Here is a 22412-nt window from a genome sequence, read left to right on the forward strand (position 1 = left end):
AAGATCAATACCGATTTTAATTACAAGTTACTGGATGATTTTGAGCAGTCTTTTTCAGCTTTGATCAAAGAAAACAACAGCCGCGAATTAGTATTCAACCCCATAAATGGCAAGTACCATTATTATAAGTTTATCGCCACCTATAAGGCAAGGGGTATCTCACCAGATAGCGATATGGCTAAGCCGGAGCAAACCTTTCACAATATCTTGATCATCAAAACAGATGACCAACAAAAGATCGTAGATGGATACGAGTTTGTGCTGGAATGGAACGAGAAGCCACTATCATATCCCTTATTTCGGATAAAGTCTACAGGGGTGCCTCTGCAGGAAGGCTTGTCATTAAAGCAGCTGAACCTCAAAAGGGTGACGGACAATTCGGATTTTGATAGCGATGGTAAAATCAAACTGTCGAGCTGGTAACGTTTAAAAAAGTTAAGAATAGCTTAGAATAATCGTATGGAACTGGATAGCCTTTACATAAGTATTAAAATAGAAAAATCGAGATTAAACGAGTATTTTTCTTCTAAACCGATTTCCCCGAACAAAGATGATAATTGGTCGCAGTGGTGGGAGAGTCGGCAGATGTACAGCAAAACAACGTTGGAAATTATTCCAAGTTATTCACAGGCGCGCATTCGTGAAGTCTTCGATAATCTGCTCAAGGATCAATTTTATGGCGCGAAGGAGTATTACGATGAGGAAAAGCAACACTGGACATTCGCCGTACTGAACTTCAGTGAAAACTATCTTGAAATATTGCCGATGCTGGCTCTTTTAAAACAATTGGAACGCTTTGTTTTGGAGGGTTATGCCCTGATTTTTGATTGGATGTGGGGGGGTGATACGGTGATGGCTTATGTTGACTTTACCGCGGGAAGTGTCTTGCTCGAAACCGTTACTGAATCTTATGCGGTCGAACTTAAACGATTTGAAGAAGCTAATCAAGGCTTACAAACGCTGGCTGAAGAGCTCGGGGCTGGCTAACAGCTAGCAGTGGCTTCCTTAGTCAAGGATTGTGAAACACCTAAAGTAGAAGCCATAATAAAGAGGATGGTAAATAGTAGTTCACTCATGATCACTAAATTCTTTTCTATAGTTCGATCTGTTTTAATTTAGTGTGGACAATTTGAACATATTTTTCTTTGAAATCATCTGTTAGAAAGCTGTGATCAATTATTTCTTTAACTCTATCAGCATTTCTCCTGAAGTCTTTATATATATTGTCTCTGACCAGTTCAGGAATTCCCAAGCTTTGCGCAAGCTGGTTAAAATCTGACCGTTTTATTTTTCGTTTACGACCACCCAATGTGAGAGCCATATCTTCCTTATCTTTTGGATAGATTAAGTTAACATTGATGAGATCATATGCTGGTGATAATAAAACACCATGATTCGTATGCATGAGTGAAAAATTCTTGAGATGCATGTCGTTATTTCCAGTTAAAAAGCTAAACAGTACGAGCCTAAAATATTTGATTGCATCTAATCCGGTGTTGGAAGCAAATTGCTTGATGATTTTTCCTACGCGTTCATAAGAGCTATTGTATTTTTGCTCGGTCATAAGCTGCGATAATTGACATAAATCTTCAACGTGGATTTTTTTGCCCTTCTTACGGTCAAATCGTTTTGTAATGTAGGCCAGTTCTCCTGTGGAAGTTCGTATTAATGCGTGTTTTGCTGTTTCTATCTTAAATAACGCTGCGAGGTGCATCGTTAGATCTTCTACTTCTGGCATGAGTAGATATTCTTTTGATTGAGGTTTCAGGATATAATCTCCCCAAAGACCAACTAAGGTAAGTCGCTTACTGCCCTTTTCTCCATTTAGACTGAGTGATATTTTTGGCTGTACGCCAGTTATTGCCAATCGCTCAGCTACAGTAACTTCGCCTAATTTTTTCAATTTTTCCTGGTCCAACTCCAAATAGGGAACTTGAGTTGTTCCAAAAAACACTCTTGAACATGCTGTATGATAGTCTCCTGTTTCAACTGGTTTATAGCAAAACAAACAATTAGCCATCGTTTTCCGCCTCCATCGGATAAACAGAAACTGCTCCTATAGTGTCTCGACATAGGTTTATCAACAGCGCAAAACGATCTCTGGGATTGAGTTTCCAATGCTTTTCACCGATTTCCAATAACCATCCTTCAGGAATTAATCCATCAAAGAACGGAAATAATATATTGCTATAATAAGTGTTTTCGGAAATCGGTAAAGTTAGACTGATAGGTTGTGGATCAGTTTTTTTTAGATAATTCTTATCATAACTAAATGAATAACCATGATCTGTCTCAATTAGAAATCCAGCCAAGTCATCATGAAAGTATATTTTTGCTTCGCGTGCCATCACTCTTTAATTTGATCAATTACACCAACTTCTTTACCGAATAACGCCAATATGTCATTTATTTTGTCTAAACGTAATGTTTTTTTTCCCTGCTCGAGGTCACGCACAAACCTTAAGCCGACTCCAGCATTCGCAGCTAAATCTTCCTGTGTTAGCTTTAATTCTTTTCGTTTCTGTTTTACAAACACGCGTAATGAATCCATAATTATACCCTATCTGATATAAATATAGTAAATATTCTTAAATTATACTGTATCGGGTATAATTTTTATATTTTTTACATACTTTATACCCGTTCGGGGTGAAAAAACTTCTTTCTGTTGTTTGCAGTAGTCTTCTTAGAAATTCTTTAAGGGTAGTCGTGTTATTTAGACGGAACTTCTGTTTCAAGCGGTTATATCGTGTGAAGCATAAGCGGGATATTTTGAGAAAAAAGTTTATGATGAAGTCGACGTAAAATATAAATAATTTTTTGAACAGCAGAACGTTAACTATTTGCCCAGAGGGCTGTAAACCTGTATGCTATAAGCGTGATTTTTTCTTTTTAAATTTTCTACCGTACCAAATGTAGAAACCTGTTACCGGCAGAGAGGCACAGATTAAACTCGTTACAAAAGCGATCCACATGCCTGTAGACCCGGCTATTTTTCCGACATGAATATCGTAATTGGAGTTTCGCCATTTCATGCCCAGTGTTTTATCATTTTGTAGGCGTTTGTAGTATGCACTCCCATTCCGAAGATCATAGGCATAGGCATCGGAGGCCGACCACCAGGTATTTCCTTTCGTATAGATATTTACATTAGCTTGAGTAGTTTCGGGAACCAAATTGATCAAAACGCCCTGATGTGTACTGTCCTTTTTCAGAACGTCAGACCATATCAGGTCTAAAAGTGCTACACGTGATTCTGTCACCGGGCTGCCTTGAATTTTTGGTTCTTCTATTTTCGTATTGGGCCGCTTACCGTCCATAAGCCAGTAGATGCTAGTTTCCCACCACTTGAAGGACCAAACCAAACCGGTTGATGCGATGACAATCGCGAACAAAAATGCATAAAAGCCAAGTACTTGATGAAGATCATAGTTGAGACGTTTCCACTTCGCGCTGAAATCTATTTTTAACCGCTTTACAGCTACCTTCCGATTTTTTGGCCACCAAAGGAAAAGCCCCGAAATTAGTGTAATGATAAACAGCAGGACGCTGCTCCCTACGATTGCGCTCCCTACGTCGCGCCGGAGATAAAGGAATTGGTGGATCTGCCTTACAATCCAGAAGAAGTTTGTCTCAACGTCTATTTTTCCTAAAACGCGGCCGCTGTAGGGATCTACGAAAATACGGTCCCAATAGATGATTTCTTTATTTACAAATACACCCCCGACATCGTTCTTTGGACGGCGCTTAAGTGCTTCAAATAGATGAACTTGTCGTTGATCATCTGTAGCAGGAACACGGATAATGGTAATGGTATGATCGGTGACACGCTGCGCATTTGCCTTTAAGACGGAAAGGGGAAGTATTTTCTTGCCTTTCTGTGCCGTTACCGTTACATAACTTGGATGAAATAGGGCAAATAGTTCCTTTTCAAATACATAAATAGCGCCTGTAATGCTTACGATAAAAACCACCAGACCGGACAATAATCCGATCCAGCGGTGTAAAAACAAGATCATCTTTTTTAAAGTCATGCTTAAAAGGTATAGCCTAGTGTAAATAGTAAATTACGTGGTGCACCTGGAAATAGACGGATATAATCGTAACCACCTACCCAATGGGTTTTATTGGTGATATTATTAAAGTTGGCCTGCAATTGTACTTTTCCAATGGTATAATATAATGCTGCGTTCAGTAAACTGTAGGATGGGATGGTCTGGTTCTGGTTAAGGGAAAGGTTTCGCTTATCCACATAATTGGCCCCGACGCCGATTCCCAAGCCTTTTGCTTTTCCGGAAGGAATGGAGAATCTGGTCCAGATGTTTGCCGTATTTTGAGGCGCATTTGGTTTTTGTCTGTTCAGTTCTTCATTATTTCCACCTTCGGTAATCTTTGCATCATTGTAGGCATAGGAGGCAATAACACTCCAGTGCGGGAGAATTTGACCCTGAATATCAAACTCTATCCCTTTCGATCTTTCTTTTCCGATTTGTTCCATTAAATCTGCATTGTCGGCAGTGGGGGCGGGGTAAAGCGTATTCTTCTGATTGATCTGATAGATAGCTGTACTTGCCTGGAGTTTTCCGTCCAACCAGGCTGTTTTTAATCCAAATTCGGTCATGTCATTTTCGAGTGGATCAAATGGACCTCCGGCATTAGGGTTTGCCAGTGCCGAAGCTGTCTGCGGATTATAGCCTTTTACGTAAGTTCCATATAGATTGATCTGTGGGTTGATGGTGTAAACTGCTCCAAAGCGCGGCAGTATAACATCCTGCAGAAAGTTTTGTTGAAGTCAATATTCCGGTCTCCTTATTCGAGTCATTTTTGACGCAGGAAAGCCCTTTTCTGGCCAAACTTCATATGCTTTTAGAATCGTCGCGATCGGGCATCCTGTTTGACAATTCGGCTTTGATCAGTGTACAGCAGAAAAGGATTATAACCGAGTTGCTCAATTCGGAGCTTGATCAGGAATGGAAATCCTTATTTTGTTTTGGTAAACTCATGGAGTTATTGGCGCGAACATTTGACCAGCATAAACTTGGTAATACGGTGTCTCGAACGGATAATAGCCTTAGTCCGGAAATGAAAAAACTGATGGCGGAAGCAAAAAGAATAGTAGAAAATAGTTTGACCGATCCGCAATCTTTATCGCAATTGTCTGCTGAATTAGGAACGAATGAAAACTATTTAAAGAAATATTTCAAGCTCTGCTATGGTACAACCATTTATGGGCATTTGACCAAGGTGAGAATGCAAAAAGCTAGGAGCTTACTTACACAAGGAGACCGGCCTATAAATGAAATTTCACGCTTTTTAGGCTATAACAATCCTGCGCATTTCTCAGCAAGTTTTAAGAAGCATTTCGGGGTAAAACCAAAAGTAGTGCAACGTTCTTCAAAAGTCTAAATCTTCTGTTTACCACCCTGTGAGTTGGTCCTGTCCTTTTGAGTATCTGTATCAAGCGGTTTATTTATTCGCCTGTTCACTACGATCCTTGCGTTTTTTGTCTTTTTGTCGCTTACTTCAAACGCCGTTTTGCTAGGGGTGGAGTTTTGGCGATTTTTCCCAAACTCCAAGCAGCCCTTATCGTTAGCCGAAGCTGCTTGAAGTTAAAGATGCTTAAATTAAAGTTTGTCCCACCAGTCTGAAATCTTTTTCTTGACACTCTCGCGGAGTTCCGCACGTTTTTCTTTCCGTTCGGCTTTCTTGGCTTCCCGTTTGGCTTTTTCCGCTGCGTGTTCTTCGGAAGCCGCCTTTTCTACGCGTTCCTGATAATGATCATAGGCCTCATCAACACTCGTCCGGAAGGATCGTCCTTCCAAGGGTTGCAAAGCTGTATCCACGAAATCTGGGCTTGTTTCGTCAACAACAGTAATCACTGCTATTTCCCCCACTTGCAAGCTATTATTGACCTGATCAATAAAATCGGTCGACACAACAAATTCTTCGGTATCCATCGTCGCCCCGATAAATGTTCCGGTAAGTCCGCCCAGCAATAAACCTAGTGGACCGCCCACAATACCGATCAATGCACCGATGGCACCTCCGCCGAGTGTTTTCCAGCCGCCCTCTTCTGTCGCGTCTTTCAGTACGTCAAAACCACCCTGATCTGTTTTTCGGATGGTTATAGACTCATAAATACGAATGTCACCATTACGGTCGAGATCGGCTAAAGTGTGGTTTACCGCGATTGATTTCTCTGTCGAATCAACGATATAAATCAAAATATTTTCCATATGGATTTGAATTTTGTAATGAACATTTTTGTGTTGTAATAAATTTAAATTATTTTTTTTGAGTTGGTCAAATAAAATAATAATATGACTCGGGGGTTATTTATTCGTAATAAAACGAGCTGATCTGAGCAGCTATTGCCTCACGGAACGAAAGTCATAATAAGGGTGGTTTTTTATTTTTAGTATGGACGATAGACTTCCGGATAAATTGTAATCTATTGGTGAAGTTTATGTAAACGAAGGTGTCTGAGTAATAATTCAGGATAATCTGCTTGGACTATATTTGCCCCGTTCTGATGCACTTTGCCAAATTCAGCTGGATCATTCAAAACCAGTTTATCGACATTCCAGAGACTATTGATAAATGTTTTAGTACCAAATTTGTGTACCATCGAATTAATTTCTTTTGTATTTGTCTGATATCAATTTCAGCCATAGCGACTCCCAGAGCAATTCATGATTTGGAATTAGTTATCTCATACATGTAAAGTGTGGATTGATCATCATCGGGCACAAAGTACAGGCAGACCTTTCCGTCAACGACATCGGTGTAAAAAGGATTACTTGTCATAATGCGACCTGTTTTACTTCTTAAGTGGATTGGCAGGGTATAGGTGCTCTGATAGGTATGAATATCCATTAATTGAATGCCCCCGATTACGATGCGCTCCTTTGCGTGGGGATCTTTCAAAAAACTGTTGACCCCGGAGCAAATCATCAAACCTTGACCCATATATTGTCCATCCTGAAAATGAATAAAATGCTGATTATTGTTAGAGATTGATTTTAAATGCCATTTACCACGATCGAGCAATTGTTGTTTCCACGTATAAAACTGCATAGCATCCCAATTGAAACCAACGAGTTCATGTCGATCTCGATCGCAAACAAGGGCTCCAATGGCATCGTCTACCGTAAATTCAACCTTCGCTTCCATGGTAGTCGGATCTATTCTGTAAATCAGCGACCTGCCGTGGGGACGATATTCACAGACTGGGATCCAAATATATTGACCATCAAAATCTATCCCCCCGGGATGATAAACGCTATCTTTTCCTAAACGAAGTTGAGCAATAAGCTCTCCTTTAAAATTAAATTTCATGAGATAGCCCGTTCCCAGGCCGACGGCCTGCTCTTCGTAGATCGGCCGCTGTTTAGCTATCAAAGCTTTTTTTATCGGTATTTGTCTAGTGGCTTACGGGAACTGCTATTGCAGAGCTTTCTTTTTTTATTAATTTTTTATATATAGAGTTAAATTCGTTGTGGTTTTTTGCCTGTATTTTATTAGCTTTATACATTCATTTTTGCTATTTAATTGTTCGCTTGGCCTCCCAATTCGATGTCTCTTGAATAGAAGAATTGAAACTTTTATCCAATTCTATAAATTATATCATAAGTTATTGCTAGTTAATTTTCATAGATAATGAATCATTTCAAGTTCCAATCTGCTGTATTCATATTTTTGTGTTGGGTGTTTGTTTACCCTGCAATAGCACAGCAGCAGACATTTCCGCAAAAAGAAGATTATTTACAGCTGCTGGAGCGCGCAGCAAAGGAAAATAAGCCGATGTTCTTGGTGGTTCATCAACGGGACGATCAGTTTATTCCTTTTAGAGGCTCTGTTTCAAAAAAAGCAAAAGATATCCTCAGTACGCAGTTTGTGTCGGGAATTGTTCAGGTGGATCGGGATGAATTTGACCATCCGTTGCAACGGGCTTTCTATTTGAACAAACCGATGTACCTTGTTACTGATAAAGATGGGATTCCTATTTTACGAATAGACAAGGCGGTTGATGGGGGAGATGAGCTGGAAAGACTCATAGACTCGGCAAATACGCTTGCAAAAGCTGAAACTCTCGGTAAGCTTATAGCAGAATATCGAAAGGGGATCCGTCAGCAGTCCTTGCTGAACAAAATACTCCGCTACAATCAGACATTTGATCAATATACAGACCAGCAACTGTTGAGTGACTATATAGCACAGCTGACGATAGAGCAATTGAATAATTTTGAGACGGTTGTTTTTTTATTGAGCTGTGGCCCTGTATATAATAGTAAATCTTATTTATTGGCACGTACCAATAGTAAAATGGTGGATAGTCTGTATTCCTCGTTGCCATTGCCCGTTCGTAAAAAAATAAACAATAGAATTATTCAGCGGACATTTCGCGAATCGCTTGACAAGAGAAACTTTTCATTAGCTCAAAACGTTGGTTATTTTGCCTATACGACATGGACATCTAATTATTTGCGCGCTTCCAATTCCCAAGGTTATTATCCCTTGGAGTATAAAAGGCTAATGAAAGATAGTCTGTCTTACGTCCGGATGGCAAGGAATTATTATGAACAATCATTTTATAAGGTGGACCCCGATTCCTTGTCTCGAATGGATTTTGCGCAAGATCGAAAGATCAATTTTTCAGGAAATCAACTTGTGTTGGACAGTGCACAAAATGCGGAGTTCAAATCGTTGGTTGGTAAAGGACGTAAATATTATCAGGATGACCTGGCAAATAATTTGAATTATGGTGCTAAACAGATCTTGGCCTTTGAGAGAAATGATCCTTCGGTTATATTTGATGCGATCCGTTGGCAAAAGAAAACAATAGATCTCAAACCTGATGTGCCAGCATTCCGTTATACGATGGCTTTATTGTTGTATCGGGTTGGCTTTTATGCGCAGGCAGAAGAAGAACAACAGAGAGCTGTGAAATTATCGAAGTCAAATAAGCTCTATCAGGAAAAAATGAAGGCCGTATTGAAGCAGATGCAGTCCAGACGATTATGATCAGGGCTAATTTGGAGCGGGACCTGTATGTAAACGGATTGGAATGGTAAACTGCACACGTACAGGCATACCGTATTGATAACCCGGAGCCCATTTTTCGGCTTTCTTCAGTACTGCTATACCATTTGCTGCTGTTCCATACCCGAGGTCATTAATCACTTCAAATTCATTCGCCAGACCATTTTTTTCAATGACAAAACTGATGAGAAGTTGTCCTGATACTTTTGCATTTAAAGCTTCTTTGGGATATTTATAATTCTGGGCAATAAAGATCATAAGGTTTTTTATCCCGCCAGGGTATTCCGGTTGGACATCTCGACGTGTATAGGGATGCACATTGCCCATACTATCTGTGCTGGTTCCCTTGCTTAACACACCTTTTTCATACCATTCTTCAAACTTGATCTTTCCTTTTTTTAAAGTACCTTCCCAATGTCCTTGACGTAATCCATCAACATATACACCTTTTTCAGTATTTATATTGTTTTTAAATTCGAAAGTGCCATTTCCATTTTCGACCTGCTTTCGGCCTGTTGAATCAGCATAATAGATTAGTCGGCTATGCTGGTCCTGAAAAAGAAATTCGTTGGGACTGGCTTCAGAACCGGAGAAAAATCTAATTTCTCTTAAAAGACCATTTTCGTGGTATCTTTTTACAGTATCGCTCAGTTTATTGTCTTTATATCCGGCTGATACCGCTAGGTTGCCATTGTTGTAATAACTTTCAATAATGCCTTCCAGATATAATCTTCGTGGGTCAGCTACTTTTGTCCAGCCATGTCTTTTTAAATTGCCATTTGGATAGTAATCGTTTACTTCGTAAAGCCCCAATTCATTTGCTGTTAAACGAATAATGTTTGTGTAAGCGGCTGAATCTTTTATAGCAGTAATACCACGATTTTTCTTCATATAAGTGACAATTGTTTCTTGTGCTTTTGCATGAATCACAAGGCCTGTAAAAAGGAAAAAAATAATGTATTTGTGTATATTTAAGGGATAATAGTGCATGATATGGTTAATTTTATTTAATCAAATATATATTTTTTAGGTGAAATAATCCGCAGCGTTGGACAAACTATTTCGAGTGGAATGATGTCCTCTAAGTAAAAGATTATGAATAATTCACCTATGCAGAAGATTGCACGAGTTGGTCTAGGTACCTTTTTGGTGGTAGCCGGTATTGGACATCTGTCCTTCGCCCGCAAGGAATTTCAGGCTCAGGTGCCGGACTGGGTTCCGATCTCCAAAGATGATACTGTTGTATATTCCGGTATTGCGGAAATTGCTTTGGGTGCTACACTGATTTTCGCACCTGCTAAACAGCGATCGAACGTTGGAAAAATCGCAGCAGCGTTTTTTGCAGCTGTGTTTCCCGGAAATATTGCTCAATATAAAGACCATCGCGACGGCTTTGGATTGGATACGGATGGAAAGCGGCTTGCCCGTTTATTTTTTCAGCCTATATTGGTTGCATGGGCTTTGAAAAGTACATGCAAGAGCTGATTGGGTGAAGACTGGTTGAACAGAAGTTGATACAAAATTGTAAAAAACAAACCATATGTCTGCGGCTGTTGTCCTATAGGTATCCATGTAAGGAGTAACTTAGTTAAAAGGTCGGGTGTTCCATTTTCATCCGACCTTTTTTATTTTTTTGCGCTATTCTTTTGCTAATTTCCAACCTTTTGTGTTTTTTTATTGCTCATTTAAATAATTATATTCGCATCAAACATATAAAATAACTAACCTATAAAAGTACAGACCAGATGGAAGAAAAGAAATTAAATGAACTGAGCAATGAAGAGTTGTTGGTTCTCAAAAAGAAAGCTAAACCCACGAAAATAATCAATGCATCGATTATTGGCTTTTGTTTGGGCATTGCTGCCTACAGTATATTCGTAGCCGGTTTAACCTGGCCTACAATTTTCCCATTGATATTGGCCATTTTGTTCTTTAAATATTTTGGAAAAAATGAGAAAGCACTAGATGCGGAGTTGAAAGCCCGAAATCTGAAATAGAAAAAGAAAACCATTGCAGCTGCGCTGTTGTTTATTTTAAAAAACAGCTTAAGATGAGAAGGGAACAAATAGAAGCATGGGTAGCGCAAGGTTACAATGTGCTGGAGCACAGGAAGCCCAAAGTTGTACAGGGCGATGTATGGGCGTATCTCAATCAGTGTGACGGCCGTGGTACCGATGTATATGCGCTTTCTGAATTGGAGGAATGGTCGGATATGGAACTTGCAGAAATGGAACTGAAAAAATATGCCGATCAGTACGGACAGATGGGCGAGAAGCTGTTTCTGCGAAATGAAGCAATCCGAAATAAAGAATTTGATAAGTATGAAGCCTTCCTGTTGCTTTTTTTTCCGGACAGTGTCGAAAAAGAGCTGGAGGAAGCACGGTTTTTGGCCGAGCGTGTGAAACGTGTTAGCAAGGAAGAAATGGAAAAATGGACGCTGGCCCACACAATCAATGTACTGATATCTGATCTTCACTGCTTGGACTATGGATCCATTATGAGCGGGATGGTGATGCCATCCGAAGATGTGGTCACTTATACCGACGACGGGCTTAGCGATACCATTGATTGCCATGTTACGCCGATGGAGTTTTTCGCTCATACCAACCACGACTATTACTGGATCGATCCTGTCATAAGAAAATCCTAATGGAAGCCCTTATAAGAGCCTTTTAGGCTTACTTTTCATGCAGAATAAGGTAAGCTTCTCCTGAACTGATTTCTTTTTTTGGTAATTACATTTCGGCAGATTCGGCAGCTTTGGCCTCGAGTGGAAAAAGGAACTATGTGAAAAAAGTAATGTTTAATGACAGGTGCGCAAGGTGAACGCGGTCAACAAAAACCGATGGATGCGTGGGAAGCGAATTGGTTAAAACATAAAAGGTTATATAGTTATGATGAAAAGAAGAACGATAAAGATTTTAAAACTGTTTACTGTTATTTTTTGTGTTTTTCTTGAGTTGTAGCCATCATATCGAAAAAAAGCTAGAGGCAGTAATCGATGACCCCAACGATCTGGAACTGCCTCGGAAAGTAAATGATTCGCTTTGGCGTCGAGCAATTAATGCAGGAGATTTCAAGGCTTATAATGAAGTGTCAAATAATTATTTGCTAATCTTAAAAATACCTGAGTTGTATTATTATGTACTATATTATGTACTATTGATGGCAAATTGATAGGAATGCCCAAAAAAATGAAGGCGATGAGTTTCTGTTAGTCCACCTTAAACCGTTTGGGATACTCGCCTGTGGTATCTAGGCTAAAAAATCATCTCAATATCATATTTCTGTTCAAGGGCCCTAAACTCATCTGCCGATAACGGGGATTGTAGATCGGTATACAGTTCAGGTCTTAGATTTTGGATATAACTGTCTAATGTCGCTAGCGTCTGTTGCATAATCGTCGATTTTTGATGCATGCATAAAGTTAGTCATAATTGGCTGAGTATGCGAATTATCATGTGCGCTTAGGGTCGTAAGAAAAGTTAAAAATGTTAATAATTATTTAATGGGAATTAGTGTAAATTTATGTCAGCATAAAGCTGTAGCTATGTTCATCATTGGATAAAACGATAGCGGATCTTCAAGTGTTATTTATGCAGTTGTCGTTTTTATAATTTACTGAATACGGATGAAAAAGATCGAACTAGTCCCACTTGTTGGGATTCAAATTGAAGGTATTGGTCAGGTTAATCTCGGTGCGGGCCGTACTGAAGTTCAACGTGTACTTGGTGCTCCTTCGGATGCGCTGGACGACCAATATTATTATGATGAACTCGAATTGAGACTTGATTTTAATGATCAGGGAACATTGGAATTTATAGAAAGCATCAATGGACCCTATCCAGAAAAAACTGAAATCAGTATCTATGGTGTTAATCCATTTCAGGTCGAAGCGACTGAACTTATAAGCATCCTGAGTGATAAAAACGCGGGTGAGGTTGATGATGCCGAAGCGGGATATTGCTATACATTTTTAAATAGCTCTGTTGGTGTCTGGAGACAGATTACTGAAGAGGATGTTCAGGAGGAGATTGAGGAAATCAAAGCCGATGGCGAATACGAAGACAATGCGGATATGCTGCTGGAGGACCTTAAAAAGTCAAAGTTCTTTTGGACGATTGGCATTGGCGTAGCGGGATATTACGCGGAATAAAAATGATTAACCTACTGAAACAGTTGCCTAAATTCCACGAGGCTTTAAAAAGCGCTTCATTGACCTGATATTGGAAAAAATCGTAGGAGTGAATATGTTTTGCCAATTCGCTGTTCCAGAGAAAATCGGGATGGATCAACAGGATCCAGCCGCTGGGTTGCGCCTGTACTTCCTGATTGATCTCCACTTTTAGAAATTGTAATGGTGAGACAAAGGTGAGTATGTCCGAGTCGAAGTCATAGTGCTGCTGTCCATAATTGAACCTCACGGGGTAATGTACTGACTGTAATCAACCAGGCTGATCAATGGATGGTCGGGTTTAGGTAGTCCGCAAAAGCTGCGGAATTCCGAAAGGGAATGAAAGCAAAATGTATTCTTCATGTTGTAAATTTACTGAATTTTTAATTTGATTATTGTGAAATATCCTAGGAAGCTCCATATGCTGAACTAAGCTGTTATACGGATTGCTCGAAACCTGTTGACACGGTATAACTTTTCCATTTTTCGATTTCTGCCCTAAGCATGTTGATCTTGTTTTTGGCCAGTTCATACGCATCTTCGCCCATTAAAAAATGGATTGGAGGCTGCTCCAGCGTGCTAAGCTCGATTAATAGGGTTGCTGCTTTCTTGGGATCGTTTGCCTGATTCCCATGGATCTAATGCAGATGGGTGGATTCGTTTTCTCGGGCAGTTACATAAGCTGCGATCGGATTGGCTGCGGTATGTAAGGATCTCACGGATAAAAAATCAGTTCAGAAGTAGCCGGGATACACCAAGGTCGTGTGTACACCAAAAGGTTCCATTTCGACAGCGAGGGCTTCGGTAAAGCCTGCGACAGCAAATTTGGTGGAGCAATAAACACCAAAGGCTGGGTAATTTCCTGCGAGTCCGCCGATAGATGGTATATTGAAAAGATGTCCCACTTGTTGACGTCGCATATGGGGGCGATATGTCGGATGGCATTGAGGGATCCAAAGACATTCACTTCGAAGTTGCGACGTGTTTCCAGGTCACTGAGCTCCTCTAGGGTTCCAGTTTGGCCATATCCGGCATTGTTGACCAGTAAATCAATCTTTCCGAAATAATCAATGGCCGATAGTACTGCCCGGGCAACGTCTTTGTCATCGGTAATGTCTACTTCAAGCGGCAGAAAATTTTCCTGATCGCCGATTTCATCTTCCAGCGCCTGTTTTGTTCGTGATGTGGCAACTACAGAATAATCTTGGGCGAGCAGCTCTTTAACGAGGTTGAGACCAAGCCCTTTGGAGGCACCAGTGACGAACCATACTTTTTGTGATTTCATGTGTTTCTGTTTTAAATAAATTGATGACACAAAGATGGCCAACCCACCGATTTTGGATGTAGGCAGATCAACGGATCTTGTAGTCAGATAGTGGATAAGCTATTTTTTCTTTAAAACAATTTTTGCTTTTAAGTGCTTTATTTAAAGGTGATGCAGATCTTTTAAGGTTGTGCACCTTGAGATGGCAGTTAAACTTTAAAGACGTTGATATGTTAAAAAAAAATGATGTTGCCCCTGATTTTACCTTGTATGCGACCCCCGATCAAAAAATTAGCTTATCAGAATTCAAGGGGCATAATGTGATATTGGCATTTTACCCTGCAGATTGGAGTCCTGTATGCAGCGATCAGATGGCATTATATAATGAAATGCTCAAGTATTTTAAGAAATATGATGCCGAAATTATGGGTATTTCCGTTGACAGCAAATGGTGTCATATGGCGTTCGCACAGTCGCGAAAGCTGCATTTTCCGCTCCTGGCCGATTTTGAAGCTAAGGGCGAGGTTGCCAAAAAATATGGTGTTTATGATGATGAAGAAGGTGAGTGCAAGCGCGCACTCTTTGTAATTGATAAGGAAGGGATTATTGCTTGGAGTTATCTATCTCCAACGGCGGTCAATCCAGGTGCAGACGGTATTATCGAAGCATTGGAGAATCTTAAATTAAAATAATTATGTCATTGAAACCGAAGGTCAGCAATGCTGACCATATATTGGGAAATGGCCAGGCCGATCTGACCATTGTTGAATATGGGGATTATCAATGTCCACATTGCGGTGCAGCCCATCCCATAATAAAAGAAATGATGGCCGAACTGGGAAGCCAGATCAGGTTTGTATTCCGTAATTTTCCACTTTCGGAAATGCATCCTTATGCTCAACCCGCAGCATTGGCGGCGGAAGCGGCAGCACTGCAGGGAAAATTTTGGGAGATGCATGATGCCATTTTCGAAAACCAGAACTTGCTGAGTGCGAGATTGCTGTTGGATATCGCCGAGCAACTGGATTTGGACATGCCAAAGTTTAAATCTGATTTGCAGGACGAGGCGTTACAGGATCGGGTAGATGGCGATTTTGAAAGTGGTATGCTGAGTGGCGTTAATGGGACACCGACATTTTTTGTCAATGGACAGAAATTTGACGGTGGCGCGGAAGATCTGGTTCAAATATTAGGTGAAAACTGAATATATGATTACTATTTAAACACAGGTGCGCACACGACGAGAAGCCTTTTGCAGGAAAATAGGACCTATCGTAAAAAACGGATAAATCTGTTGTATAAATAATGAATTATCGTTGTTTTTAAATTAACTTTTGCTTTTTTAATATGCTTAAATACAGTGGTACATTGTGGTTGGACTATAAATTGCAATCCAATTAACATATCATGTAAACAATAAAATTCTTAAACTAATCATCATGGCAACATTCAAAGTTTAAGACGGAACAGAAATTTATTACAAAGACTGGGGAACTGGACAACCGATTGTATTTCATCATGGTTGGCCTTTATCCAGTGACGATTGGGGCGCGCAGTTGATGTACTTACTCGAAAAAGGGTACCGTGTGACCGCACACGATCGCCGGGGGCATGGTCGCTCGACGCAGACGGCGACAGGTAATGAGATGGATACCTATGCGTCGGATATTGCACAATTGGTAGAAGCATTGGACTTAAAAGATTCCATCCATATTGGTCACTCAACAGGTGGTGACGAGGTTGTTCGCTACATAACAAATCATGGTACTTCTCGGGTTTCAAAAGCTGTATTGATCAGTGCGGTTACCCCTACAATGGCCAAGAGTGCTACAAATCCCGATGGTGTACCTATGGAGGTTTTTGACGAAATAAGATTGAATGCTGCAACACGTAGACAGCAGTATTTTCAGGATTTTACCCTCGCTTTTTATGGCTATAACCACGATGGCGCGAATGTACAACAAGGCGTGATGGACAACTGGTGGCGGCAAGGGATGATGGGCGGTATTAAGGCTCACTATGATTGTATCATAGCTTTCTCTGAAACTGATTTTACGCAAGAACTTAAAAAAGTAGAAATTCCTGTCTTAGTATTGCATGGTAAAGATGATCAGATCGTACCGATTGATATAACGGGCAGAAGAGCGGCTAAGTTAGTCCAAAATGGTACTTTAATTACCTATCCCGGTTTCCACATGGAATGCCTACTACAGAAGGGATACCATCAATAAAGATATCCTGGCTTTTATTAGCGAAAAATAAGCGCATACAAAAAAAACGATAACAAAAAGATGCTGCCTTGAAAAAATACTCGAGGCGGCATCTTTTTGTTATGCTATCTTGGGCCTATTTCTATTGGTCACTACGGCTGGAAGTAAAGTAACAGATGAGCATTGCTATGCTAGAAAGTATAATCAGCTGCTTAGCAAAACTGACGGGTGGTAGGATTTTTAAATTTATTATCGTTACGTACACAGAGACCTCTAAACGAATTAATTTGTAGGTTTGACCCTAAGAAAAATGCAGAAATAGGCTGAGTACCTTTAATGCGATCCCGCTTGACGGATTTAATTGAATATGGTCTGTTGCCCTTCTCGGTCACTTAGTGTATTTCTGGATTATGAAAAAGGGGACTTTAGGTTTTTGAATTGAATGGATTAAATTTTAGGTGTGTCAATACTTGTTTTTATAATTTATGTTACATAAAAGATAAATTTTGATTATTTAATGGTGTGCTAAACCTGTTTAGGTAGTAATGTTGTTGATATTAATTAAATATTTGTTAACATTACGGTAAATTATAAACCAAGTCAAAGCATCAACTTTGATGCAAAATTCTAAACCAGACTAAAAATGCAAAAAACATTACTAATCAGTATGGCATTGGGTCTCTCATACCCCACTTGGGCTAATGTAGAGCGCGATTATGTCAAATTGAATCAAGAGGTGCACAGTATTGCAGTTCAATCTACCGTGAAAGGGGTGGTAAAAGACAAAAACGGAACAACCTTGTCAGGAATTACCATTACCAATTTAACCAGCCAAAAAACAACCTCAACGAATGTAGCGGGGCAGTTCACGATTGAAGCCACTATAGGGCAAAGACTCAAATTGACAGGGATAGGCTACAGTGAAAAGATCGTCAGCGTGACGGGAGGGCAGATCGATATCATCATGGAATCTAAAGATACCGAACTGGAGGAAGTTGTGGTGGTCGGTTATGGTACGCAGAAAAAAGTGAATCTTACCGGTGCAGTAGACCAAGTGGGATCGGAAGCTTTTGAGGGACGCGTACTGGGTAATGCAAGCCAGATGCTCCAAGGTGTAATTCCCAACTTGAATGTAACTCCTGCAGATGGTAAGCCCAATCGTGCACCAAGTTTCAATATCCGTGGGACAACTTCCATTGGTCAGGGTGGAAGTGCACTTGTGCTTATTGATGGTGTCGAGGGTGACCTTTCGGCGATCAATCCCAATGATATTGAAAGTGTAACTACACTCAAAGATGCGGCTTCATCTGCGATTTACGGCTCTCGCGGTACCTTCGGGGTAGTTTTGGTTACAACGAAACGTGCCAAGTCCGGAAAAACTTCGATCAACTATTCAGGAAGTGGCTCTTTTCAAAAACCTGTAACCTTGCCTAAATTCGTGACAGATGGTTACGAATATGCTTCGCATTTCTTTACAGCCTATAATGCCTGGAACAATTATTCTTCGATTCCGAGCAAGCTCAACAAGACACAGATCTTTACAACAGATTGGCTGGAAGAATTTAAGAGAAGAAAAGAACAGGGCATTACCGAACAGGTCACTGTCGACGATCAGGGTAATTATGTATACTACGGTAATGAAGATTATTACGGTACGTTGATCAAGGACAATACGTTTGTCCAGGATCACAACCTGTCCATCAGTGGCAATTCAGAAAAAATGGATTACTATATTTCTGGACGTGCTTACGACTACAATGGCCTGTACCGCTACAACAGTGATAAATATAAGACCTATAATACCCGTGCAAAAGCAGGACTTCAGGTCACCGACTGGTTACGGATAAGCAATAATATCGATTTTAATTATGCCAAATACAGAGACCCATCGACTGCTGGTGAAGGTGGAAATATCTGGCGCAATATTGCCGATGAGGGACACCCTTCTTCGCCGATCTTTAACCCTGATGGATCTATGAGCTTCTCTGCAGCCTATACAGTAGGGGATTTTATCTATGGTAAAAATGGTACGAATACGGCTAATCAGGATCTCCGCAATACAACTTCTTTCGAGACTAAGTTTTTCAACAATACGTTCCGCATTAAAGGGGATCTGACTTTTAGAAATCGCGATTTTAATTCGGTAAGAGTCCGTGTGCCTGTTCCGTATAGCACACAGGAGGGAAAAATGTTGCGGTTGGAAACAAGTATGAACGACAATATTTATCAAGTAGACCAACGCTACCGTTACTTGTTTGGAAATCTCTACAGTGAATATGAACGCACAATAGGCGATCATTATTTTAAGGGTTTGCTCGGATACAATTATGAGCAGCGTACGTATAATTCAACCTATATTACCAAAACAGGTCTACTCAATGATGATGTTGAAAATATCAACCTGGCAGTAGGGCAGAATACCACAGCGACAGCGGGATATAACAAGTACCGTAATGTCGGGGTATTTATGCGTGCCAATTATATTTTCAAGGACCGTTACCTTTTTGAATTCAATGGCCGCTACGATGGTTCGTCCAAATTTCCGACAAACCAACGATGGGGATTATTCCCTTCCGCATCCCTGGGCTGGCGTATTTCTGAAGAGCCATTCTTCCAGGTGGACAAAAGAGCACTTTCTGATCTGAAGTTAAGAGCGTCCTATGGTTCATTGGGTAATGGTAATGTCGATCCGTATTCCTATTTGGATATTTACGAGATCAAGATTATGGATCGGGTATTGAACGGACAGAAGCCGGCATATACCTCGGTGCCTAAGGTGATCCCGGATAACTTAACTTGGGAAACAGCGCGCACGGCAAACTTAGGTCTTGATCTATCGTCTTTAAATGGAAAACTGACTTTTACGGGCGATATCTATCAACGCAAGACCTTAAATATGTATACCTTAGGTGTAGCTTTGCCTGATATCTTTGGTGCGGAGTCGCCGAAAGGGAACTATGCTGACATGACCACAAAAGGTTTTGAAGTGAGCTTGACTTATAAGGATAGATTCGATCTGAACGGTAGTCCTTTCAATTGGTCCGTAAGGGGTACTTTGGCTGATTATAGATCCAATATAGACCGTTACGAAAATAAAGAGGGTTTAATCAAAGATGGATCGTATTATGAAGGTCAGCGAATCGGTGAAATATGGGGCTATGTAACGCAGGGTTTATTTCAGAATCAGGCGGAAATTGATGGTGCTGCAAAACAAAAATTGATCAAATCGTCAAACAATGGTACAATATATCCAGGTGACGTACGTTTTGCGGATCTAAATGGTGATGGTGTAATTGATTATGGAAATAATACGATTTATAGCCATGGTGACAGAACTGTAATCGGTAATGCCGATCCACGATATATCTATAGTTTTAACCTTAATCTGGATTGGCAAGGTATTTATTTCTCGTCTTTCTTCCAGGGTGTGGGTAAGCAGAATTGGTACCCGAGCAATGAATCTATTTTTTGGGGACAATACAATCGACCTTACAACAACTTGCCGGAATGGCACCTCAACAATTATTGGACTGAAGACAATCCAAACGGTTATTTTCCTCGCTATGCTGGGTACAATGAATCTATCAAAACAACGCCACAGACAAGATATCTTCAGAACGTTGCCTATATACGGATGAAAAATATACAGATCGGATATAGTTTTCCTAAATCTGTAACCAACAGGTTAAAAATTAGTAGTCTTCGGGCTGGACTTTCGGGCGAAAACTTATGGACCTGGTCGCCTCTTTACAAAAAAACGAAGGATCTCGATGTCGGTAATCTGGGCAAATCTGATCCGGAGATCGGAACGGGTTCTGGCGACGGATTTAACTATCCGATTATGAAGAGTGTTAGTTTTAATTTATCTATTGGCTTATAGTTTTTTATTATCATGAAAAAATTATTTTATATACCTATTGTTGCGCTTTTGTTCTCCTCCTGTGAACTAAACGAGCTGCCGAAGGCAGGTGCCACCGAGGAGGATATCTTCGGGAGCGAAAGTGGATTAAAAAATTACAGCAACTCATTCTATCGGAATATTACCTCTGGTAGTGACGCTTATAAAGGTGACGCTATGGCTGACTATTCGGCCGTAAATAGCCTCAATGATTTTATGGTCGGCGGCGCTTACAGTGCTGAGATCAGTTCGGGGTGGTCCTGGACTACCCTGCGTAATATCAACCAATTGATAGCTAAATGTAATAGTCCCAAATTGAGCGATGCCATCAAAAATAATTATATCGGCTTAGCCCGCTTTTTCAGAGCTTGGTTCTATTATGAGAAAGTAGTTCGTTTTGGCGATGTGCCTTGGGTAGATCACCCTTTGGCGGTTGATGAGACGGATATTCTTAAAGCACCACGGGATTCGCGCGAAGTGGTCATGAAACACATCATGGAAGATCTGGACTTTGCCTACGCCAATATCACAAATACGGCGGGCGACGGTAGTACGGTTAATAAATGGACAGCACTGGGTTTGAAGACCCGAATCGCGCTGTTCGAAGGAACATTTCGTAAATACCAAAAGCTCAATTTGGCTACACAGCCGGAAGTATTTTTCCAGATGGCGGTAGACGCTGGCAAGATTTTAATGGAAAATGGTCCTTATGGGCTTAATATCTCCGCAGATCCTAAAACATCACAGCGACAGTTGTTTACCAGTAATACTCCAGTGACAAAAGAGGTTATGTTGGCCGTAACTTTCAGTAAAGATCTTGCGCTTTTGAACGATGCCAACTGGTGGTGGACATCAGCAACCTACGGTCCACGTTTAAGTTTGGTAAGGCCTTTTATCAATAGTTTTTTGAATGTTGACGGTACTCCTTATACGGATAGACCGAACTTTCAGACTGAGGAATTCTATGAGGAGTGTCAAAATCGCGACTTGCGCTTGGCGCAGTTGATCCGGACGCCAGGATATTCCCGTAATGGACAGCCTGCTCCCCCAAATTTTGCAAGTTTTACCTATACGGGGTATCAACCGATCAAGTATACTTTAGACGATCCCTATTACGACAATGGCGGTTACAATACCAATGCAGTTCCTTTAATGCGTTATGCGGAAATATTATTAAACTATGCTGAAGCGAAACAGGAACTAGGTACCTTCAATGATGCGGATTGGTCGAAAACTATTGGAGCATTACGCTCAAGGGCAGGAATAACAAGTGGAACGAATACACTGCCGACCAAAGTGGATACCTACTTGAAAAATACATTCTTCCCCGAAGTCAATAGTCCCGTACTTTTAGAAATACGTCGTGAAAGACAGGTGGAATTAGCCCTTGAGGGTTTCCGTTTCAATGATTTGAAGCGATGGAAACTTGGACCGCTTATGGCAAATTTGCCTTGGACGGGAATTTATATCCCTGCTTTAGATAAGCTGATTGATATCGACCACAATGGAACGCCAGATGTCGTGTTCTATGATGGAAGTAAATCAGCTCCTTCGATAACTGTTCCTGCAGGAGTAGCCAAGGTGGCTATAGGGGGTAAAAGTACCAATTTCCAGACAATGACTTCGGACAATCACCTGGAATGGTTTAAAGCTGTGAAGCGTACTTGGGATGACAATAACAAGCAATACCTTTACCCAATTCCGTCTGCAGCGATTGTGCTGAACGGAAATCTGACACAAAACCCAGGTTGGAGTAAATAGGAATTTAACCTATTAGTCCCCATAAAAGAAGGCTCCTTGCATTGCAAGGAGCCTTCTTTTATG

The 22412-nt window shown here is 40.6% G+C and carries 22 protein-coding genes and 1 pseudogene; 13 read left to right on the forward strand and 10 right to left on the reverse strand.

Going from position 1 to position 22412, the window contains the following annotated elements; all coding sequences use genetic code 11:
• Both B2X72_RS00975 and B2X72_RS00980 read left to right on the forward strand, forming a co-directional pair.
• On the forward strand, positions 1-423 hold a 423-nt coding region (locus B2X72_RS00975; RefSeq protein WP_286848079.1), incomplete at its 5' end, for a hypothetical protein.
• A 36-nt stretch (positions 424-459) separates the two neighbouring features.
• Positions 460-987: a hypothetical protein gene (locus tag B2X72_RS00980; protein WP_286848080.1), complete on the forward strand. Its 528-nt coding sequence runs from the start codon at positions 460-462 to the stop codon at positions 985-987.
• Between the two features lie 106 nt (positions 988-1093).
• Here B2X72_RS00980 and B2X72_RS00985 read toward each other — a convergent pair whose 3' ends face one another.
• The 5 genes from B2X72_RS00985 to B2X72_RS01005 all read right to left on the reverse strand — a co-directional run bounded on the left by B2X72_RS00985 (position 1094) and on the right by B2X72_RS01005 (position 4777).
• Positions 1094-1903, reverse strand: a complete 810-nt coding sequence (locus tag B2X72_RS00985) for a HipA domain-containing protein (protein ID WP_286848081.1) — start codon at positions 1901-1903, stop codon at positions 1094-1096.
• Between the two features lie 109 nt (positions 1904-2012).
• A complete protein-coding gene (locus B2X72_RS00990) occupies positions 2013-2348 on the reverse strand; it encodes a HipA N-terminal domain-containing protein (RefSeq protein ID WP_286736611.1) in 336 nt (111 codons plus the stop codon).
• On the reverse strand, positions 2348-2551 hold the full coding sequence (locus B2X72_RS00995) for a type II toxin-antitoxin system Y4mF family antitoxin (RefSeq protein ID WP_070567525.1): 204 nt from the start codon (positions 2549-2551) through the stop codon (positions 2348-2350). Before B2X72_RS00995 ends, B2X72_RS00990 begins: the two co-directional genes overlap by 1 nt.
• A 319-nt stretch (positions 2552-2870) precedes the next feature.
• Positions 2871-4034 carry a PepSY-associated TM helix domain-containing protein gene (locus B2X72_RS01000; protein WP_070567522.1) on the reverse strand — a complete coding sequence of 388 codons (1164 nt, stop codon included), beginning with the start codon at positions 4032-4034 and terminating at the stop codon, positions 2871-2873.
• A 2-nt stretch (positions 4035-4036) separates the two neighbouring features.
• Positions 4037-4777 carry a TonB-dependent siderophore receptor gene (locus B2X72_RS01005; protein ID WP_349681388.1) on the reverse strand — a complete coding sequence of 247 codons (741 nt, stop codon included), beginning with the start codon at positions 4775-4777 and terminating at the stop codon, positions 4037-4039.
• An 83-nt stretch (positions 4778-4860) separates the two neighbouring features.
• On the opposite strand from B2X72_RS01005, the gene B2X72_RS01010 reads away from it, so the two are divergent.
• Complete coding sequence (locus tag B2X72_RS01010) at positions 4861-5406, forward strand: helix-turn-helix domain-containing protein (protein WP_286736609.1); 546 nt, start codon at positions 4861-4863, stop codon at positions 5404-5406.
• Positions 5407-5624: 218 nt separating this feature from the next.
• On the opposite strand, the gene B2X72_RS01015 is transcribed toward B2X72_RS01010, so the two are convergent.
• Together B2X72_RS01015 and B2X72_RS01020 are read right to left on the reverse strand one after the other, a co-directional pair.
• Positions 5625-6236: a DUF1269 domain-containing protein gene (locus tag B2X72_RS01015; RefSeq protein WP_286736607.1), complete on the reverse strand. Its 612-nt coding sequence runs from the start codon at positions 6234-6236 to the stop codon at positions 5625-5627.
• Between the two features lie 454 nt (positions 6237-6690).
• Complete coding sequence (locus tag B2X72_RS01020; RefSeq protein WP_286848082.1) at positions 6691-7401, reverse strand: DUF6454 family protein; 711 nt, start codon at positions 7399-7401, stop codon at positions 6691-6693.
• 258 nt (positions 7402-7659) lie between these two features.
• On the opposite strand from B2X72_RS01020, the gene B2X72_RS01025 reads away from it, so the two are divergent.
• Positions 7660-9024, forward strand: coding sequence for a hypothetical protein (locus tag B2X72_RS01025; RefSeq protein WP_070567511.1), 1365 nt, complete (start codon positions 7660-7662; stop codon positions 9022-9024).
• A 6-nt stretch (positions 9025-9030) separates the two neighbouring features.
• On the opposite strand, the gene B2X72_RS01030 is transcribed toward B2X72_RS01025, so the two are convergent.
• Complete coding sequence (locus tag B2X72_RS01030; RefSeq protein WP_286848083.1) at positions 9031-9933, reverse strand: energy transducer TonB; 903 nt, start codon at positions 9931-9933, stop codon at positions 9031-9033.
• Positions 9934-10137: 204 nt separating this feature from the next.
• Here B2X72_RS01030 and B2X72_RS01035 point away from each other — a divergent pair, with 204 nt between their 5' ends.
• The 3 genes from B2X72_RS01035 to B2X72_RS01045 all read left to right on the forward strand — a co-directional run bounded on the left by B2X72_RS01035 (position 10138) and on the right by B2X72_RS01045 (position 11692).
• On the forward strand, positions 10138-10527 hold the full coding sequence (locus B2X72_RS01035; RefSeq protein WP_153846683.1) for a DoxX family protein: 390 nt from the start codon (positions 10138-10140) through the stop codon (positions 10525-10527).
• Positions 10528-10787: 260 nt separating this feature from the next.
• Positions 10788-11039, forward strand: a complete 252-nt coding sequence (locus B2X72_RS01040) for an FUSC family protein (RefSeq protein ID WP_153846684.1) — start codon at positions 10788-10790, stop codon at positions 11037-11039.
• Between the two features lie 53 nt (positions 11040-11092).
• Positions 11093-11692, forward strand: a complete 600-nt coding sequence (locus B2X72_RS01045) for a hypothetical protein (RefSeq protein WP_286848084.1) — start codon at positions 11093-11095, stop codon at positions 11690-11692.
• A gap of 610 nt (positions 11693-12302) precedes the next feature.
• Here the strand turns inward: B2X72_RS01045 and B2X72_RS01050 are convergent.
• Positions 12303-12440 (reverse strand): hypothetical protein, encoded by a 138-nt coding sequence (locus B2X72_RS01050; protein WP_286802317.1) that lies wholly within the window; start codon positions 12438-12440, stop codon positions 12303-12305.
• Positions 12441-12673: 233 nt separating this feature from the next.
• Here B2X72_RS01050 and B2X72_RS01055 point away from each other — a divergent pair, with 233 nt between their 5' ends.
• The gene (locus B2X72_RS01055; protein ID WP_286802320.1) at positions 12674-13198 is read left to right on the forward strand and encodes a hypothetical protein; all 525 of its coding nucleotides are present in this window, start codon (positions 12674-12676) and stop codon (positions 13196-13198) included.
• Positions 13199-13931: 733 nt separating this feature from the next.
• On the opposite strand, the gene B2X72_RS26580 is transcribed toward B2X72_RS01055, so the two are convergent.
• Entirely contained in the window at positions 13932-14501 is a 570-nt protein-coding gene (locus B2X72_RS26580; RefSeq protein WP_422663688.1) for an SDR family NAD(P)-dependent oxidoreductase, read from the reverse strand.
• 209 nt (positions 14502-14710) lie between these two features.
• Between B2X72_RS26580 and B2X72_RS01070 the strand changes: the two genes are divergently transcribed.
• The 5 genes and pseudogenes from B2X72_RS01070 to B2X72_RS01090 all read left to right on the forward strand — a co-directional run bounded on the left by B2X72_RS01070 (position 14711) and on the right by B2X72_RS01090 (position 22349).
• Positions 14711-15172: a redoxin domain-containing protein gene (locus B2X72_RS01070; RefSeq protein WP_286802322.1), complete on the forward strand. Its 462-nt coding sequence runs from the start codon at positions 14711-14713 to the stop codon at positions 15170-15172.
• A gap of 2 nt (positions 15173-15174) precedes the next feature.
• On the forward strand, positions 15175-15684 hold the full coding sequence (locus B2X72_RS01075) for a DsbA family protein (RefSeq protein WP_182982482.1): 510 nt from the start codon (positions 15175-15177) through the stop codon (positions 15682-15684).
• A 268-nt stretch (positions 15685-15952) separates the two neighbouring features.
• A pseudogene (locus tag B2X72_RS01080) lies at positions 15953-16742 on the forward strand (alpha/beta fold hydrolase).
• Positions 16743-17333: 591 nt separating this feature from the next.
• Positions 17334-20570, forward strand: coding sequence for a SusC/RagA family TonB-linked outer membrane protein (locus tag B2X72_RS01085; protein ID WP_159729353.1), 3237 nt, complete (start codon positions 17334-17336; stop codon positions 20568-20570).
• Positions 20571-20582: 12 nt separating this feature from the next.
• A complete protein-coding gene (locus B2X72_RS01090; protein ID WP_070567448.1) occupies positions 20583-22349 on the forward strand; it encodes a RagB/SusD family nutrient uptake outer membrane protein in 1767 nt (588 codons plus the stop codon).
• The last annotated feature ends 63 nt before the right edge of the window (positions 22350-22412 follow it).

It is taken from the genome of Sphingobacterium sp. UBA7253, from assembly GCF_002472745.1.
GTDB classification, from domain to species: domain Bacteria; phylum Bacteroidota; class Bacteroidia; order Sphingobacteriales; family Sphingobacteriaceae; genus Sphingobacterium; species Sphingobacterium siyangense.

What these genes read in the sequence shown, in the direction of transcription:
- B2X72_RS00980 (WP_286848080.1), top strand. Translation starts at nt 460, where the DNA reads ATGGAACTGGATAGCCTTTACATAAGTATTAAAATAGAAAAATCGAGA.
- B2X72_RS00990 (WP_286736611.1), bottom strand. Translation starts at nt 2,348, where the DNA reads ATGGCACGCGAAGCAAAAATATACTTTCATGATGACTTGGCTGGATTT.
- B2X72_RS00995 (WP_070567525.1), bottom strand. Translation starts at nt 2,551, where the DNA reads ATGGATTCATTACGCGTGTTTGTAAAACAGAAACGAAAAGAATTAAAG.
- B2X72_RS01000 (WP_070567522.1), bottom strand. Translation starts at nt 4,034, where the DNA reads ATGACTTTAAAAAAGATGATCTTGTTTTTACACCGCTGGATCGGATTA.
- B2X72_RS01010 (WP_286736609.1), top strand. Translation starts at nt 4,861, where the DNA reads ATGCTTTTAGAATCGTCGCGATCGGGCATCCTGTTTGACAATTCGGCT.
- B2X72_RS01015 (WP_286736607.1), bottom strand. Translation starts at nt 6,236, where the DNA reads ATGGAAAATATTTTGATTTATATCGTTGATTCGACAGAGAAATCAATC.
- B2X72_RS01025 (WP_070567511.1), top strand. Translation starts at nt 7,660, where the DNA reads ATGAATCATTTCAAGTTCCAATCTGCTGTATTCATATTTTTGTGTTGG.
- B2X72_RS01030 (WP_286848083.1), bottom strand. Translation starts at nt 9,933, where the DNA reads ATGAAGAAAAATCGTGGTATTACTGCTATAAAAGATTCAGCCGCTTAC.
- B2X72_RS01035 (WP_153846683.1), top strand. Translation starts at nt 10,138, where the DNA reads ATGAATAATTCACCTATGCAGAAGATTGCACGAGTTGGTCTAGGTACC.
- B2X72_RS01040 (WP_153846684.1), top strand. Translation starts at nt 10,788, where the DNA reads ATGGAAGAAAAGAAATTAAATGAACTGAGCAATGAAGAGTTGTTGGTT.
- B2X72_RS01045 (WP_286848084.1), top strand. Translation starts at nt 11,093, where the DNA reads ATGAGAAGGGAACAAATAGAAGCATGGGTAGCGCAAGGTTACAATGTG.
- B2X72_RS01050 (WP_286802317.1), bottom strand. Translation starts at nt 12,440, where the DNA reads ATGCAACAGACGCTAGCGACATTAGACAGTTATATCCAAAATCTAAGA.
- B2X72_RS01055 (WP_286802320.1), top strand. Translation starts at nt 12,674, where the DNA reads ATGAAAAAGATCGAACTAGTCCCACTTGTTGGGATTCAAATTGAAGGT.
- B2X72_RS26580 (WP_422663688.1), bottom strand. Translation starts at nt 14,501, where the DNA reads ATGAAATCACAAAAAGTATGGTTCGTCACTGGTGCCTCCAAAGGGCTT.
- B2X72_RS01070 (WP_286802322.1), top strand. Translation starts at nt 14,711, where the DNA reads ATGTTAAAAAAAAATGATGTTGCCCCTGATTTTACCTTGTATGCGACC.
- B2X72_RS01075 (WP_182982482.1), top strand. Translation starts at nt 15,175, where the DNA reads ATGTCATTGAAACCGAAGGTCAGCAATGCTGACCATATATTGGGAAAT.
- B2X72_RS01085 (WP_159729353.1), top strand. Translation starts at nt 17,334, where the DNA reads ATGCAAAAAACATTACTAATCAGTATGGCATTGGGTCTCTCATACCCC.
- B2X72_RS01090 (WP_070567448.1), top strand. Translation starts at nt 20,583, where the DNA reads ATGAAAAAATTATTTTATATACCTATTGTTGCGCTTTTGTTCTCCTCC.